The sequence below is a fragment of the Paenibacillus lacisediminis genome, from assembly GCF_046567315.2.
Window position 1 is genome coordinate 407617 of sequence record NZ_JBKIAX020000006.1, and the last position, 17077, is coordinate 424693.

The 17077-nt window shown below is 52.7% G+C and carries 15 protein-coding genes; 5 read left to right on the forward strand and 10 right to left on the reverse strand.

Annotation, left to right across the window (positions count from 1 at the left end):
* Positions 1-108 precede the first annotated feature (108 nt).
* Positions 109-2430 (reverse strand): endo-1,4-beta-xylanase, encoded by a 2322-nt coding sequence (locus ACLD72_RS14835; protein WP_410995329.1) that lies wholly within the window; start codon positions 2428-2430, stop codon positions 109-111.
* A 743-nt stretch (positions 2431-3173) separates the two neighbouring features.
* Here ACLD72_RS14835 and ACLD72_RS14840 point away from each other — a divergent pair.
* Positions 3174-4424 (forward strand): saccharopine dehydrogenase family protein, encoded by a 1251-nt coding sequence (locus ACLD72_RS14840; RefSeq protein WP_251594427.1) that lies wholly within the window; start codon positions 3174-3176, stop codon positions 4422-4424.
* A 4-nt stretch (positions 4425-4428) separates the two neighbouring features.
* On the forward strand, positions 4429-5556 hold the full coding sequence (gene nspC / locus ACLD72_RS14845; RefSeq protein WP_410995328.1) for a carboxynorspermidine decarboxylase: 1128 nt from the start codon (positions 4429-4431) through the stop codon (positions 5554-5556).
* A gap of 358 nt (positions 5557-5914) precedes the next feature.
* Here the strand turns inward: nspC and ACLD72_RS14850 are convergent, their stop codons facing one another.
* Positions 5915-6352: an SRPBCC family protein gene (locus tag ACLD72_RS14850; RefSeq protein ID WP_410995327.1), complete on the reverse strand. Its 438-nt coding sequence runs from the start codon at positions 6350-6352 to the stop codon at positions 5915-5917.
* A 188-nt stretch (positions 6353-6540) separates the two neighbouring features.
* On the opposite strand from ACLD72_RS14850, the gene ACLD72_RS14855 reads away from it, so the two are divergent.
* Positions 6541-8049 carry a phytoene desaturase family protein gene (locus tag ACLD72_RS14855; protein ID WP_410995326.1) on the forward strand — a complete coding sequence of 503 codons (1509 nt, stop codon included), beginning with the start codon at positions 6541-6543 and terminating at the stop codon, positions 8047-8049.
* Positions 8050-8070: 21 nt separating this feature from the next.
* Here ACLD72_RS14855 and ACLD72_RS14860 read toward each other — a convergent pair whose 3' ends face one another.
* Positions 8071-8916, reverse strand: a complete 846-nt coding sequence (locus ACLD72_RS14860) for a LysR family transcriptional regulator (RefSeq protein WP_410995324.1) — start codon at positions 8914-8916, stop codon at positions 8071-8073.
* 125 nt (positions 8917-9041) lie between these two features.
* On the opposite strand from ACLD72_RS14860, the gene ACLD72_RS14865 reads away from it, so the two are divergent.
* Positions 9042-10172 (forward strand): Gfo/Idh/MocA family protein, encoded by a 1131-nt coding sequence (locus ACLD72_RS14865; protein WP_410995323.1) that lies wholly within the window; start codon positions 9042-9044, stop codon positions 10170-10172.
* Positions 10173-10203: 31 nt separating this feature from the next.
* Here the strand turns inward: ACLD72_RS14865 and ACLD72_RS14870 are convergent, their stop codons facing one another.
* From ACLD72_RS14870 to pnuC, 5 genes are all read right to left on the reverse strand, one after another.
* Entirely contained in the window at positions 10204-11031 is an 828-nt protein-coding gene (locus tag ACLD72_RS14870) for a TIGR02452 family protein (RefSeq protein WP_410995321.1), read from the reverse strand.
* Positions 11028-11594, reverse strand: coding sequence for an NADAR family protein (locus ACLD72_RS14875; RefSeq protein WP_410995320.1), 567 nt, complete (start codon positions 11592-11594; stop codon positions 11028-11030). Before ACLD72_RS14875 ends, ACLD72_RS14870 begins: the two co-directional genes overlap by 4 nt.
* A complete protein-coding gene (locus tag ACLD72_RS14880; protein ID WP_410995318.1) occupies positions 11591-12484 on the reverse strand; it encodes an NUDIX hydrolase in 894 nt (297 codons plus the stop codon). The genes ACLD72_RS14875 and ACLD72_RS14880 overlap by 4 nt, the downstream gene beginning before the upstream one ends.
* 221 nt (positions 12485-12705) lie before the next feature.
* Positions 12706-13710 carry an AAA family ATPase gene (locus ACLD72_RS14885; protein WP_410995316.1) on the reverse strand — a complete coding sequence of 335 codons (1005 nt, stop codon included), beginning with the start codon at positions 13708-13710 and terminating at the stop codon, positions 12706-12708.
* Positions 13707-14384 (reverse strand): nicotinamide riboside transporter PnuC, encoded by a 678-nt coding sequence (gene pnuC, locus ACLD72_RS14890; RefSeq protein WP_410995314.1) that lies wholly within the window; start codon positions 14382-14384, stop codon positions 13707-13709. Before pnuC ends, ACLD72_RS14885 begins: the two co-directional genes overlap by 4 nt.
* A 216-nt stretch (positions 14385-14600) precedes the next feature.
* Between pnuC and ACLD72_RS14895 the strand changes: the two genes are divergently transcribed.
* Complete coding sequence (locus ACLD72_RS14895) at positions 14601-15320, forward strand: 3-ketoacyl-ACP reductase (RefSeq protein ID WP_410995312.1); 720 nt, start codon at positions 14601-14603, stop codon at positions 15318-15320.
* Positions 15321-15451: 131 nt separating this feature from the next.
* Here ACLD72_RS14895 and ACLD72_RS14900 read toward each other — a convergent pair whose 3' ends face one another.
* Positions 15452-15649, reverse strand: a complete 198-nt coding sequence (locus ACLD72_RS14900) for a hypothetical protein (protein WP_410995311.1) — start codon at positions 15647-15649, stop codon at positions 15452-15454.
* Positions 15624-16280: a hypothetical protein gene (locus ACLD72_RS14905; RefSeq protein WP_410995309.1), complete on the reverse strand. Its 657-nt coding sequence runs from the start codon at positions 16278-16280 to the stop codon at positions 15624-15626. The genes ACLD72_RS14900 and ACLD72_RS14905 overlap by 26 nt, the downstream gene beginning before the upstream one ends.
* Between the last annotated feature and the right edge of the window lie 797 nt (positions 16281-17077).

Genomic DNA, 17077 nt, shown 5'->3' on the forward strand with positions numbered 1-17077 from the left:
AACGTACTTAAACTTACTTTAACGTGCTTTACCGCGCTTTTACGCGTTCCTACCCATTCCCTTGAACTGCATAAGCGCACCGGAAGTTTCTCCCCCATACGCGCTACATCACATCCCCGGCTCGGTCCCCCAAACGAGCGTGCCGTTCCGGTACAACGTGATGCGATCCCAGTCGGCAAACGACGTCTGGGCCCCATCGTAAGAATAATCATCGAGCTCGTTGTAGTTCGTCCAGTCGGTCTTGTTGATCCGCGTCTGGATCTCGCCGGTGTTGCTGCCCGCCGCGATGCTGCCGGCCGCCGGGGAGAACGACAGCTCCAGATAATAGTCCGCTCCCGAACGAGCCTGGTCCAGCTTCACCAGACTGCCGCTAATGTTCGAGCCGCCGATCTGCGCATAATCGCAGTGGAACTGCTGCGGCTTGTCCCCGTCGATCGTGTACCAGTACCGGAGCGTCAGCTCGCTCAGCGGCACCGCTTCCTCGCTCTGGTTGACGATGCGGAAATGCGGCTTCAAATGGTTGTCGCCCGCATTGGAATCGGCGGCCCGGTACTGCACCGCCAGGTCGCCGGGCTCCGGCGTCGGGGTCTCCCGCGGCGTCGCGCTGACTTCCGCCGAGTCCCGGCTTTCGCCCGCGCTGTTGAACGCGCTGACCTTGTAATAATACGTCTTGCCGTTGACCAAGCCGGCATCGCCATACACGGCAGCCGTAACCCCTTGGGCCACCGTCACATACGGCCCGCCGCTTTGCTCCGCCCGTTTCACATGGTACCCGGACGCCCCGTTGGCCGCGCCCCAGCTCAGCGTCACCCGCTGATCGCCGGCCGTCGCCCGGACGTTCGCCGGCGCCGCCGGAACTTGCGGCTGGGCAGCGTCCACAATTGCCCAGTAAGTCGGCTTGGACTGCAGCCGTTCATCGAACAGCAGCGGCCAATTGTTGCGGTTCACCGGGTACTTGCGGAGCCAGGAGTTTCCGTCGTCTTTGCCCCAAATCGTCACGTTGTCGATCAGGTCGCTATGTTTTCTGAAAATGTCGAACAGCTGTTGGTAACGGGTCGCCTGCTTTTGCGCGATGCTGTCCGGCAATGTGTCGTAACGCTGATTGGTGTTCGTATACACATCGATGTCCAGTTCGGTGATTTCCGTCTTAAGTCCAAGCTCGGCAAATTTGAGGATCGAGTTTTCGATCTCGCTCATCTGCGGCCAGTCGATGTTGATGTGCGTTTGGTGCCCTACCCCGTGAACCGGAATGCCCTTCTCCTGCAGCCGCTTCACCAGGTTGTACAAAGCCTGGCTCTTGGCCGGCTCATGTGTGTTGTAGTCGTTGATGAACAGCACGGCGTCGGGATCGGCTTCATGCGCGTAAATAAAGGCCTTCTCGATGTATTCCTCGCCGGCGATCTGGTACCACAGGCTGCGGCGCAGCCCGTCAGACTCGCCGGTATCGATCACCTCATTGACAACGTCCCAAGCATAAATCGCGTCTTTGTACCGGCCCATAACCGTTTTGATGTGGTTCTCCATCCGCTGGAACAGCACGTCCTTGCTGACCAGATTGCCGCTCTCATCCCGGAAAACCCAATCCGGGGTCTGATTGTGCCACACTAGCGCATGCCCCCGCACCTGCTGGCCGTTGTCCAATGCGAACTGAACGGCCGCGTCCGCCTCGGTGAAGCGGAACTGGCCTTCCGCCGGTTCGGTGCTATCCCACTTCAGCACATTGCCCGGAGTTACGCTGTTGAAATGCTTGGCAAGCAGTTGTCTGTCCGGCTCCTGGTAAAGCTCGGAATTTTCAAAAGCGGCCCCGAGCAGGAAATCGTCGGCAAATACGTCTTTGAGCGACGGAATCCCGTCTTCGATGACGATCGGGTCGGAGTCGGGCAGCCGCTCCAGCGCAAAATCGTCCAGATAAAACGACAGCGTCGGTTGATCCGGGATTTCAAAGTATATAGACAGTTGATCCCCCGGTTCACGGTATTTATACTCCGCCCGCAGCTCTAACCAGCGGCTGGCCGAAGCGGTGCCGTTCGCGATTTGTTCGTAGTGCGCATCGCTCCCCGCCGTACGCTGCATCGTCATGTACACCCGGCTGTCCGGGGAACCGGCCGGCAGCTTGATCCAGCCCGAAAACACGTACGTTTTCCCGAATTCCATCTGCGCCGTCACGTCCAGCGTCACCCCGTGCCAACCCTTGCTGCGGTCCGCCACCTTCAATCCGTAAGCTCCGCTGCGGGCCGCTTCGGCCTCCGCCGTTAACGTCTCCTCCGCACTGCGTCCGGTCCACCCCTGGGCCGTGCCGTCCTCAAAATCGCTTTGCACCAGGACGGTATTCTCCGCCTGAGCTTCCGGCAGCGCATAGAAGTACGCGCCAACCAAACTTAAGATCCAAAACAAACTTAACACTTTGCGTATAACCCGCTTTTTTACCATTATTTTCACGCTCCTTTTTTACTTTTTGGTATGGAAACCATACGGGTCCTGCTAATGAAAACATCACTCTCCTTCCACATAAAACGCTTCCATATCTATACTTATCCTATAAGGCTTGTACGAGATTTGTCAATCAGATTTTTCCAATTAACCCATATATTAAATATCCAAAATTATTCATAACAATTTTTTGTTTTTTCTCTTGCCCTTTCCCATATGTCCTGCTAATATAAGGACAGCGTTAATTTGGAAAGCTAATATTCAAGTATATTCTCGGGTCTTTCCAAGCAGATAATTTTTGACCACTTTCCTCGGAGAGTTAAGGCCATACGGACAGCCGGGTCAAATGCCGATTGGCAACTTTTGTTGCCTTATTGATTGAGTTAAAAGCTCAAATTTTATAAGTTGGTTACTTTACAACCGGTGCATATCGCACATCAACTTGTGAAACGGTCAATAAGAGTGGTAAAGGCGATTATTTGCTAAATAGACTCTGATCCTAACATGATATATTTGAATATTAAGAACTTTTCCATAAAAAGCGCGCGTTTTATGGCTGATTGGCGAGCGTGTTACGGACGCTTATGTCGTTCGTCCCGTCATGACCGGAGTTATCTTAATATTTGACTATATCGAAGACAAGTGGTGCGCACCTATGCGTTCATTACTTGTTTTTTTATTTGCAAATTTCGCGGAACCAACAAAGCAGCACTAAAATTTACTGGGTTAGGGGAAATGGAACAATGGGAAAAGCGCTTATTATCGGAGCCGGCGGAGTTGCTTCCGTGGCCATTCACAAATGTGTTCAAAACAGTGAAGTGTTTGAGGAAATCTGCATCGCCAGCCGCACGAAATCCAAATGCGACGAGCTGAAAGCCAAACTGGACGGCGGCAAAACGAAAATTACGACGGCGCAAGTAGACGCCAACAATGTTGAAGAGCTGATCGCCCTGATCAACGAAGTGAAACCGGACATCGTCATGAACCTGGCGCTGCCTTATCAAGATTTGACGATCATGGACGCCTGCCTGGCGACGAAAACGCATTACATGGATACAGCGAACTACGAACCGGAAGATACCGCGAAATTCGAATACAAATGGCAGTGGGAATACCGCGAGCGTTTTGAAAAGGCCGGCATTACCGCTCTTCTGGGCAGCGGCTTCGACCCTGGCGTGACCGGCGTATTTTCCGCCTATGCCCTGAAGCATCATTTTGACGAAATCGAGTATATTGACATTCTCGACTGCAACGCTGGCGATCATGGGTATCCTTTTGCCACCAACTTCAACCCGGAAATCAACATCCGCGAAGTCTCGGCTAACGGAAGATACTGGGAAAAAGGCGAATGGATCGAAACCCAACCGATGGAGATCAAACGGGTCTACGACTTCCCTGAAGTCGGCGAAAAAGATATGTACCTGCTGTACCACGAAGAATTGGAATCCCTTGCCGTTAACATCCCTGGTTTGAAACGGATCCGCTTCTTCATGACTTTCGGCCAAAGCTATCTGACGCACCTGAAGGCGCTCGAAAATGTAGGCATGACCTCGATCGAGCCGATCGAATTCGAAGGCAAGCAGATCATTCCGCTGCAGTTCCTGAAAGCTGTCCTGCCGGATCCGGCTTCTCTGGGACCGCGCACGAAAGGCAAAACGAACATCGGCTGTATTTTTAAAGGTAAAAAAGACGGCAAAGATAAAACTTACTACGTATACAACGTTTGTGACCATGAAGCATGCTATAAGGAAGTGGGCTCCCAAGCCGTTTCTTACACCACCGGCGTTCCGGCCATGATCGGCGCCATGATGGTCCTTCAAGGACACTGGAACAAGCCGGGCGTTTACAACATCGAAGAGTTCAATCCGGATCCGTTCATGGACGCGCTGAACAAATGGGGTCTGCCGTGGCAAGAAAGCTTCAACCCGGTGCCTGTAGACGAATATCCTTCGGAAGAAGATACGAAAAAAGTGTTGGAAACGGAGCTCGTTTAATCCGATGCGTTTTGAGGAACTGCCTACCCCTTGTTACGTAGTGGATGAAGCCCTTTTGGAAAAAAACCTCCGCATCCTCAGCGGGGTCATGGAGCGCACCGGCGCAAAAATCATTTTGGCGCAAAAAGCGTTCTCGATGTACACCCTGTATCCGCTGATCGGAGAGTATTTGAGCGGTACGGCGGCCAGCGGATTGTATGAAGCGCGGCTGGGGCACGAGGAGATGGGGAAAGAAAACCATGTCTTCTCCCCGGCCTACCGCGAAGATCAGATCGACGAAATTATCGGGCTGTGCGATCATGTTATTTTCAATTCGTTTTCCCAAGTGGAAAAATATCGCGACAAGGTGCTCGCCGCCGGCAAAAAAATCGGCCTCCGCATCAATCCCGAATGCTCTACGCAGGTCGGGCACGACATCTACAATCCGTGTGCGGTGGGTTCCCGGTTCGGTGTGACGATCGAGCATTTCCGGCCCGAGCAGCTGGGCGGGATTTCCGGTTTGCATTTTCACACGCTTTGCCAGCAGAATTCGGATGATTTAGCCACCACGCTGGATGCGATCGAAGAGAAGTTCGGACCGTGGCTGTCGCAGCTGGAGTGGATCAACTTCGGCGGCGGCCACCATATCACCCGCGAGGATTACGATATTCCTCTGCTGGAACAATGCATCAAACGGATGCAAGACAAATACGGTTTGCAAGTGTACCTGGAGCCCGGGGAAGCCGTAGCATTGAACGCCGGTTTCCTGATTACAACCGTGCTCGACACGATGCAAAACGGCATGGATATCGCCATCCTCGACACGTCGGCCTCGTGCCATATGCCTGATGTGCTCGAAATGCCGTATCGTCCGCCGCTGCTCGGCTCCGGGGAACCGGGCGAGAAGCCGTACACGTACCGGCTGGGCGGGCCAACCTGCCTGTCCGGCGATACGATCGGCGACTACTCGTTCGATCAGCCTTTGAAGAACGGCGACCGGCTGGTGTTCGGCGACATGGCGATTTATTCGATGGTGAAGAACACCACGTTCAACGGCATGCCGCTTCCCGCCCTCGTGGTCCAGCACAAGGACGGCGATTGCGAGATTTTGCACGAGTTCGGGTATGAGGATTTTAAGATGAGATTGGCTTAACGAAGCAGCGGCAATCCCCTTCAAATTATTGGAGGGGATTTTTTTCGGTTCAACCTGGAAATCGGTGCATAACGGCCGGTTACCGGAACGGAACGGGATCGACAGGGCAGCGTCGGGTTGCGTCGGCCCGCAAAATAGCGGTACTTTATGTACTTATTTCCTGGACCCTTGCATCTTTATCTCCATTAGCGGCATTTTATGTACTTATTTTCCTATGAATGATCCAGAACGCTGGCATTTCCTTGCGACGGGGGAGAATAGCGACATAAATTTCCTCTATTTCTCTAAAATGGACTGATATCGCCGGAATAACGACATTTTTTGCTCTTAATTTTTGAGGACATGATAAAAACTTGCTTCAAGCATCCTCTAATATACTCTTTATTTTTTGCAAATCTTTACGATTTGCTTTTTTCATCATAGCGGACATAAACGGAGCGAACATCTTTGAAAATCCGCTCGGAGTCCCCCGGTTGCGAAGCGTCATTCGGGTGGAATGACCGCCGATGGATTCCCAAGTATAGATGGTCTCCATCGGAAAAGGTCCCTCCGCGGTTTTCATGACAAGCTTTTCACCCGGGATATATTCCGTGACTTGATAAACATACGCGAGTTCTCGTCCCAGAAACCGGGCTTTAAAGGCCACTTGAGAGCCGACCCTTAACCGTGGTTCGGTTCTCCATTCGGCCAACTCGATATTTTCATACCATTCCGGCGCATGGTTGGGATTAGCAGCATAGTCTGAAACTTTGTCACGAGGAGATTGGATGATGATTTCCGTAAATACGTCTACCACTTCTTACGCCTCCCACGAGTACAGTGCCGCTGCTTTCTTTTCCTAATTAGTTTGGCTTTGGTGTTTTGCGACTATACATATTTTAACTTGACACTTATCGAAGGAATACGTTAATTTAAAAACAAACCGATGGTTTGTTTTTAAATTAACCAACTGGAAAGATAAATCAAATAATAGGGGATGAAACCATGGATCATTATAATGTAGTTGTCGTAGGTGCCGGAATGGGGGGATTAACCTGCGGCGCGAGATTGTCCGTCTTGGGTTACAAAGTTGCCGTGTTTGATCATCATTATTTGCCCGGAGGGTATGTTACTAATTTCCAGCGCAAGGGATACACTTTTGACGCGGCTTTGCACGGGGTCGGCGGGCTGGGCCAAGGGCAAGGGTTTTATCAAATTTTGCAGGCGAGCGGGGTGATGCAGCACATCCAACCTCTGCCCAAAGAACATCCTTATTCGATCCAATGGAAAGGCGAAAAGTTCGACGTTCCCCAGGACGCCGACGCGTACCTGGCGCAGCTTGAGCGGCGTTTTCCGGAGGAGAAAGACGGGATTGCCCGCTTGTTTGCGGATATCCGCCGGCTTTCCGCAGAAATGAAGTTCCTGAACGATCCCGGCATTCCCGGCTGGAAAAAAGCCCTCGGCTTTTTGGCCAAATGCCCGACACTGGTCCAATGGTCCAGATTAACCACCGCGCAAGTGATCGGGCGGTATGTGAAGTCCGAGGCGTTCATGAGCTTTTTTACCGTCCTCTGGTCTTATTACGGTTTGCCGCCGCAACGGCTTTCCGCGGTTTATTTTTTCATTCCCTGGCTAGGGTATCACCTCGAAGGCACTTACTACATCCAAGGCGGCTCCCAGGCCTTATCCGATGCGCTCGTCGATGTGATCGAACAAAACGGAGGTAAGGTGCATCTCCGGCAGGAAGTGACCGAAATCCTGATTCACGGCAAAAAAGCCCGCGGAATCCGCACCCAAAAAGGGCGGGAATTCACGGCGGACTGGGTCGTTTCCAACGCCAGCCCCGAGCATACGCTGGGGCCTTTGATCCAGCACCATCCACAGGCCGAGGAATATCGAAAGCGACTTAAGCAGCATGAAATCGGCCCATCGCTGACTCAGCTTTATATCGGGTTGTCCTGCCATCCGGAAGAACTCGGCATCGTGGACGAAGACCTTCTTTTGGTGGAAGAAACGGATCATCAGACCGATTACGAAAACGCGATCCAAGGAAAATATGGCGCCGCCAACCTGGGGTTAACCAATTACAACAAAATGGACCCCGCCTTAAACCGCCACGACCGCGGCGTGCTGACCGTTACCTTGATTGATGATATCGGCAACTGGCCGGAGCGGGGCGAAGCTTACACGCAGAAAAAGCAAGAGGTCACCGATATCCTCCTGCAGCGCCTGGAAAGCTGCTATCCCGGCATTAAGGAACGCATCACCTTGCTGGAGCTCGGCACGCCGCGCACCATGGAGCGTTATACGAAAAATCCGCGCGGCGCCGTATACGGTTTTGCCCAAACCGTCAAACAATCCGGGATCAAGCGAACCTCGCGGAAGACCCCTTTTGCCAACCTGTCCCTGGTTGGAGCGTGGACCCAACCCGGCGGAGGCTTCCAAGGCGCGGCCACCTCGGGTTTCCTTGAAGCCCAACGTATTTACAAGCAGCTGCGGAAAAACCGGGGATAGGCGGCGGGTAATCCCATCGCTTTATAGGAAATGGCTCGTTTCCACGAAGCTTTTTTCCAGGGGAGACATCTCATACCCCGCGCGGGTGACCAAATATTTGTCCACATAGCGGAACGGTTCAGGAAGCTGGGCATATGCCGAAAAACCGTGCTGCATCACGATATTCTTGGACATCAAGGAGATGCCCATGCCAAGGGAGGTCAGCTGAAGGAGGGTATCCAGAATCCCAACTTCCGTGACTTCCCCTTTTTCAAGATCAAGCTCGGCATACAGCCGTTCCAGAATCGCTGCGTACAAGCAGTCCCGGGTCAAAATGATCCAGTTCTCCCCGTGCAGACAGCTCTCCAGGCTCAGCCCGCTGGCGAACCTTTTTTCGATGAGCACCATCTCCTCCGTCCCCAGCTTTTTGTAACTCAGCTGCGGCGAATCGGTCCTGCCGATGGTGAAGGCCAAATCGATGTTGCCTTGGATCAATTCGTGCTCCATCGACAGTGTGGTCCCGGTTTTTAGCGTTACCGACAGATCGGCGCGGCTCTCATATAAGCGGGTCAGGGCGTCCGTGAGATCTTTGCCGAAGACGGATTGCATAGTGCCCAGCCTAATCTTCATCTCCCTCCGGCTCATATCCAACTCGGTTTCTTCCCATAAAACGAGCATTTTTTTGTACTGGCGGTACAGCTTCCGTCCCTCCGACGTCAGTTCCATGCCTTTGGCGCTCCGAATGAACAGCTGCTGCCCGTAATGGGCTTCGATTTTTTTGATCTTGGCCGTCATGTTGGACTGCAGATGGTTCATTTTGATGGCTGCGGCAGACAGGCTTTTTAATTCGGCGACGGTAACGTAAGCTTTCATATTGTCAATATCCATACGGACCTCCAAGCTATCAAAAAAGATGATGACTCCATAAAAAACATGCATTATTCGTGATGGATTAATCCCAGTATACTGAAACGGCAAAGGATCATAAAGACGGAAGGAGATATAAGTTAGACATGAAAAAGGTGGGTTCAGCAGATTCAGCAAAATTACGCACAGGGATCATCGGAGGCTCGTTAAACAATCAATGGGCCAGCCGGACTCATATTCCGGCCCTTACCCAAAGCACATGCCATGAAATTACCGCCATTGCCACCTCGAATATGGCATCCGCCAAGGAGAGTGCCGCTGCACTGGATGTCACCCTGGCTTTCGATGACTATCGGGAACTGGTGCGGTCCCAAAATGTGGATTTGGTGGTCGTCAGCGTCAAGGTTCCCCATCATTACGAAATGATCAAGGAGGCCATCGCCGCAGGAAAACATGTGTACAGCGAATGGCCACTTACCGTCACGTCGGAAGAGGCAGAGGAACTGGCGGAGCTGGCTTACCAAAAAGGGATTCATCATGCGGTCGGCTTGCAAGCTAGACAATCACCGTCGCTGCTGGATGTGAAGAACCGCATATCGCGCGGAGACATCGGACGGGTGTTATCCGCCTCCATGTCGGTATCCACACCGGGCAAGGGAGGGTTTACGGAACAGAACGCCATCTATCTGCTCCAGGAAAAGTATGGGGCTACCCTGCTGGCGATTAACGGGGGACACTCGCTTGACGCGCTTAGTTTTGTGCTAGGAGATTTGAAAGAAGTTTACGCAACCATGAACAGCAATTATTCAGAGGCTAAGGTGCTGGGAACCGGGGAAACCGTGCCGAAAGATACGGCCGACCAAATTATGGTTCACGGCATGCTCGAAAACGGCGCATTAGTATCGGCCCATATTCAGGGCGGAACCTATCCCAAATTTGAATTGGAGATTCAAGGAGAGAAAGGGGTCATTCGCATTTCCCAACCCCGGTCCCAAGGTCATGTTCAGTTCGGGGGATTGCTGGCCGAGCAGGCGCTGTATCCGTCAGGGCACCTTGGGAGTTATGGAGATCAGGAGACACTCCAAAGGGTATACGATGAGACCGAAGATGGTTCAGTGACCGTAAATCAGGTTTTGAAGGCTCACCAGGTGCTGGCAGAGGATATCCGCCAGGGGACGTTTCAGGCCCCCGACTTTCGTGAGGCCGCCCGCCTGCACCGTCTACTGGAAACGATTCGGCAATCCGCCTGCACCGGCGAACGGCTCAGCGTAATCTAATCGGGACGAGCCGATTTCAACCGGTAGCGATTTAGTCATGAAACGCGTGCTCGAAGGCACGGATGCATTTGCCGTCCTTCGAGCTGTCCAATACCGCGAACCGGATTTCCGCGAACAACGAGCTCCAGCCTTCATCATCCAGCAGTTCACTCCACCAGCGGGCCACCTCTACCGGATCGTTACGGAACACGCCGCAGCCGTACGCTCCCAGAATGAGATGCTTGTCGCCTTTGCTGGCGAATATCGCCAAGGATAGCCGCATGCGGTCTTTCATCACTCGCTTTGCTTCTACCGTATCCTCTCCCTTAAGCAGAACCTGCCCGTAGTTTACGGCAGGCAGCGTCAAGACGGAAGCCGTAACCGGCCGTTCCAACAGCTTAAACCGTTCGTCGCGGAAAAAGACCACATCGGGCGAGTAAATGGCATGGTCCGTGTACATCATGGAACGGCAGGCGCGATTTGCGGCATAGTAGCCTTCGTTGCGCAGCTGGGTTTCGTACAGTCCGCTGGAAGCCGCCAGGCTCTCCTCCTGGGCCATCGCACCGTTCAGAAACCCGCCGCCCGGATTTTTGGCGCTGGCGAAGTTCAGCACGCCGACCCGATCTTGGCCCGCTGCCGCAAAATCCAGGATTGCTTTTACGGTGGCCTCGTTCGCGACGGAATATTTAGCAACTTCCTGTGATCGGGGCAGCATACGATAAGTTCTTACCAGCTCTGCCCCCTGGTCGGGAGTGATCAACCGGCTGCCGTCCTCCGAACGCTTCTGCGCCGCGGCAAAATCAATTTGGCGCCCTTCATATTCATAGAAGCCTTGCCGCTGGATCCGCAAGGTGTCCCCGGCAATTCCTTTTCGTTTCATTTTCCTTCCCCTTCTTCCCTCAATATTTCATCCCGCGCTTCGGTCAGCGCGAATCCCAGCAGGTTTTTGCCCCGCCATTTCGTCGGATTCTCCACATCCGGGTTGGACTGTCCCATGCCGATCCCCCAAATGCGGTCGCGCGGGCTGGCCTCCACCAGAATGCGGTTTTTCGTTGACTTGAGATAGTCCACCAGCTGCGGATTCTGTGAGAATTTCGCTAAGCTAGCCCGCTTAACGATGCCGTAGCACTCCCTGTCCCAGACGTCCTTGTCAAAGTTTCGGACCGCGCGGCCGTAAGCTTTCATCTCCTTGGGATGCTTCGCCTGCATAATCGCCGCCAGCATCTCGTCATCCCCGAACAGCCGGGCTTTTTCCGCCATCATAAACTGCTCGGCGCAGGAGTATTCCGTCCCCTCTACGGTGAACGTACTCATCCACCACTGGCTAAAGCAGCTTTTGTCCACGCTTCCGTCTTTGGACGGCGTATGCCCCCAGAAAAACACGAACTTGAACGTTTTCCCGGCGTTATAAGCTTTTCGCAACTCTTCAATTCCGTAAATCATCGGTAATCCTCCATATTTCTTCGATATAAACGCGACGGGCGGTGGCCTGCATTTTCCGTGTAATGATCGGTTTCCGTGACGAGGTCGGCCACTTTGCGCCGGAAGGCCGCCTTCAGCAGCTCTTTATCCAGAATCACCTCGTAAACCTGCTGCAGCTCCGTTAAGGTAAACAGCTTCGGCATTAAATGAAGCGCGATATCGGTGTAATTCACTTTTCCCCGCAAGCGCTCGACAGCGCAGGCAATAATTTTCGCATGATCAAATGCCAGCCCGTCATTGGACACGACGGAATATGACGTAGCCGTTGATGCCGGCTTTACTGTCACCGTCCGCTCCACAACCGCGGCGAGTTCAACCTCGCCGGAGCCCAGCCGAAGCTCATACTGCAGCGCCTTCACGTAACCGCCATCAATCAATTCCTTCCGCTCCCGCAGCAGCCGGTAGGACACCTTGAACCAGGCGGCATCGTCAGCGTCGTCTCCCGCCTGCAGTTGCAGTTGGCTGCTGTCCACCAGCGCCATATAACTGCAGCTCATCACCCAGGTGCGGGGATCACGCCCCACGTCGCTGAACGTATACAACTGCTCCAGGTATACGTCATCCACGCCAGTTTCCTCCTGAAGCTCCCGCGCCGCGGCTTGCTCCGTCGTTTCATCCGGACGGACGAAACCGCCCGGCAGCGCCCATTGGCCGAGAAAGGGATGACCGCCCCGGCGAATGAGTAGAACCCTCAGCTCCTTTTCCGGGAGCTTGCGGTAATTGTCCGCGTCCCCGTCCGTCACGGTGAAAATAACCGTATCCGCCGCCACCGAAGGCCGCTCGTAATCCCCCGGCGAATACCGCTGCAAAAATTCGCGTTCCGTTAGTCCGTCACGATCCAACATATCCACCAACTCCACCCGCCTTTTTTGTTGTTTATATAAGTTGAACTATTGATTGTACGGAACAGGGCAGCCGTGTGAAATGTTCTTACGATCGCTGTTGTTCCCAGATTTCTATGATTTAGCAAATTCATACAAGGTAGAAATCCGGTCACAAAGGCGACCACTGCCGTTTCTTCAGAATCATTTCACACTCTTGCCTCTCTCCGCTCTTTTCTTTAGTTCAACTTCTATAGCTCGCCAAAATAATTGCTGTACGGCTTGAAGCCGGCCAGTACTTCATCCACTTTGCGCATGCGCTCCTCCAGGCTTCCCCGCAGCGTAATGAAGGGAATCCGGCGTTCCTGCAAGTCGGCAATAATCTGTTTATGAAAAACATGCCGCTTCTGATCCCCGCTGCGGTCCCACGTATCATCGTAAGGGATATCGTCATCGCACAGGAAAAACAGGTCGTATCTCTGCGCGTTTTCCTGAGCGATCCGGGTTAGCAGCTCCGGCGCCCGTCCATGATAGTCCAAGGCGAACATATACGTGGTAATCGCATTGGTATCGACAAAAAGATACCGGTTCGCCCGTAGCAAAGCCTGCTCCTCCCGCTCGATATGCCCAGTAGCGATCTCATCGAACGCCTCTAGGCCGATCCTGCGGTCCACCTGATGTTCGGTCCAGTAATCGCGCCCGTACTCGCTGGCAAACGTCGTCCCATACCGCCGCGCCAACGCTTCGGTGATCGTCGATTTGCCGGTCGACATCGCTCCCACGAACACCACCTTCGTGATCAAATCCCGGTATACAACATCGCTGATAAACTCCCGATATTTATACGGATCGGAACGGATCAGCGTCGCCGTGATCGGGACTTCCTTACGCGCTTCATCAACCCTTCTGTCCACCGCGCCCAACGCCAGGCTCATATGCTCTCCGTAAAACTCGCTGGAGTAAAAATGCGTCACCTGCTCGCCTTTCAGCAAGCCCAGAATATACTGCTCCTCCCGGATTTCATGCTCGCGGTCGTTCGAATAGCCGTCCGGGCCGTCCCAAGCTTCAATCACCCTGATCGCCGGATACAGCTTACGAATCCAGCCCGCCCGGATATGCAGCGGAACCGGCATCACGTCCGTCTCATAGATGACGACGATCAGCTCATCCACTTCTTGCAGTGCCGTTTCGAACATGAACTGATGCCCTTTGTGCAGCGGCGCGAACTTTCCTAAAGTTAATCCCAGCGTTTTCATGCCAGACTCTCCTTTGCTCCTTTGTTCCAATTATAGTAGCCGTATATCGCATTGATCAGGTAGGCGCTCCACATCACGATCATCAGCACGCCGTCCTGGCTCCCTTCCAGCGTTCTGATCGCCCATAGCAGCACCGTAAACATGTTCAGCACAATATAAACGAGCCATTGCTCTTTAAACCGCTTGACCATTAACATCGTCGCAACGACCGACAATACGGTCGTAATGGCATCGATATAAGGGGAGTTTTGCCCCGGAATGTACGATAATCCGAACCCTAGCAGAACGCTTCCCAGAACACATGCGCCGGCCACAAGAAGCAGGCCTCTAACATCCATCTGCCGCATCGTCAACTTGCCACCATGGCGGTGGTTTCTCCACATCAGGAAACCGATGACGTTCATCGGCACAAAAAACAGCAGATTCAGCATCACTTCGCCAAACAAACCGTTGACATACGCCAAATAAGCGTAGCCGAACGTATTGTACATCCCGAACCCATAGGTCATCAGATTGCCTTTGGCCGCAAACACCACGCACAGCACTCCCGTAATAAACACCGTAAACCCAAACAAAGAATCCTTCATCAGCAGCGTGAGCGCGATCGCGATTCCAGTGAATAACACCAGCCAGGTTATTTCGAATAAGCTCCAGCCGCCCAACCCTTTTTTCATGTAGCATCCCCTCGGCTTTCATCCTAATAGGCGGGCCATAAAATCAGCACCTTCTTAGTATTACATTGATAATAACAATTTGTTAATATCAAAATAGCAGAAGAGTGTTCGCAGGTCAAGCGATTTTTTCCTGCGACTTGTTAACTAATGCTTTGAAACGAAGATTGCCGCTGTAATATAATGGATGATACACCTATTAAGAGAGGATGATAGATCATGGATTTGCAAAACAAAACGGCGATTATTACCGGAGCGGGTAAAGGAATCGGAAAAGAGGCCGCTTTGGCCTTGGCGAAGGAAGGGGTTAAGCTCGGTTTGCTCGCCAGAACCAGCGCGGATCTCGAAGCCCTGCAAGGCGAGTTAAAGCGTACATATGGAGTAGACTCTTATTACGCTGCAGCCGATGTCTCCAATCAAGCAGAAGTTAATGCAGCGGTAAGCCAGTTGATAGAACAACTGGGTTCGGCCGATATTCTCATTAATAACGCGGGGATCGCCCAGTTCGGCACCTTGCTCGATATGGACCCTGCGGAGTGGGAACGGATCATTCAAGTGAATCTTATGGGGACGTATTATGTTTCCCGCGCCGTACTGCCAACGATGATTAAACAAAATCAGGGAACCATTATCAATGTGGCCTCCACCGCAGGGGAAAAAGGCTTTGCCACCGGCTCCGCTTACTGCGCCTCCAAATTTGGCGTGCTTGGCTTAACGGAGTCCCTGCTCCAGGAAGTGCGAAAGTTCAACATCCGCGTCACCGCCTTGACCCCGAGCACTGTCAACACGGAATTGGCCGTCAAAGCCGGCCTGAAAATCGGCGACGAAGACCGGATGATGCAGCCGGAAGATGTGGCCGAATTGATCACCGCCACCCTGAAACTGCCGCAGCGCGTATTCATCAAAACCGCCGGCATCTGGACAACGAACCCGCAATAAATTTGAAATCCCCGTTTATAAGGATGCAAAGACGCCAGAAGCTCAAGGTCACCCCCGAGCTCTGGCGTTTCTGCTTAAGAATAACTCTTCAACTGTATTATATGGGGGCCCAATATCTCCCACTTCTCAAATCAGTTTCTTGGAGAGCGGCCGGGGTGATCGCCTCCGCCCTCAACCCTCCAGGTGCCGTACTCGTTATATGTTGCGGGATAATCTTTGAACAGCACTTGATCCCCTTTGATATACGCGATGCTGGCCAGCATATCGTCTCCCTTGCGCTCAAACACAAACAGGGCGATTTTCTCATTTTCCGCCGATGCGGACAGCAAGCTGCTTGCTGTGACTTTTCGTTTTTTGCTCGCTTCGATTAGCGCTATCGTTTCCGCATCCGCCGGCAAATAGTCCCTCCCCCGTTTGCGACTGGCCGTCCACGGTGCTGTTCAAAGTCATTAACGAGTTTTTGTCCATAACGCCGTCCCTCGTTAGCAGATAGGATTCGTTCTGAATGAACTTCCCGTTCTTCGCTTTATAAACGTCCCCGGCCATATTGTTGAAATTATACATTGTTTGCCTGTTGTTATCCTGTTCATTGGCCTTCTGCCGGTGGACAAACTCAATCTCAACCCATTCCCCGTTATTTCCTATGGCGGCGTTAAATTGTTCCGGATCGTCCAAGCCGGCTCCGCTGTCGTCCGGGATAGTGATCAACTTCTCCCCTGACTCATCCGCAAACCCAAACACACTTTCGAGACGTGTAAATTCCACCTCCATATTTTTTTTAACCGCCGATGACGGCTTGGCCGAGCTCTCAACATCCTGGTTGCTGCATCCGGCTAGCAATGACAAGATTATAACTCCCCAGGCCCAAATCCTCAGCTTTCTCATCGTTTCGCTCCAACTGTTCGTCACTCGGTTTACGCGCTCGCCGAACCGGCCGCAGACAACTTTCTCATATTTCATGCCTTCATTTCCAAGCCAACTTTCCCTTCATTATGTACGATCAACGCAAAAAAGGAAACGGCCCAGGCATAAGAAAAACGTCTATCGACGTACATTCTGGGTAGCCAGACCGCGTTTAGTGGTAGTTTTTCTTGCGATTATAGAATCGTTCAGCTCCGCTGATCAGACAGAAGAGGTGTCTTTCATTGTTTTAGACCATCAGCCCGACCTAAATCAACTGCCAAACGAATTAAAGTATTCTTTTCTTGGGGGGGCGGCAGACTAACACTCGCTGTCCGGACGCTTTGCACGATTATCCCGTTTGATCAGGGTAGCAGAGAAACAGACAAGCTCGGGAGAAGAAAATATTTGGTGGAGAAGCAGATAGGCTCGAAATAATTTAGACGGGCTTAGGAGAAGGAATCAGGTTTAGGGGAGGTGAAACAGACCGGACAAGAGATCAAGACAAAGACATCAAGACAGGAGATCAAGGACAAGGCGTGAGGGAAACGAAAAGACCGTGATTTTGATGTATCCTGAACCCTTCCGTTTGCAGCAGCGCCCACACCGTTCATGCTAACCCACACCAATCAAGTTGATCCGCATTAAGCTAACCCCTACCCATTAAGTTGATCTTCGTCAAACTCCCCACACCGTTCCATCGTGTCGATCAGGCCGCAGCTGCAAGAGGCTGATTCGGTTGGCGCGCGATCAGCCGACGGTAAGGGATCGCCGGAATCGCCACACACATGCGCAGCAACTTCTGCCGCATCGTTTCTTTCGCTTCGGGCAGGTGCAGTTGGCGGCGTCCGGTGTAC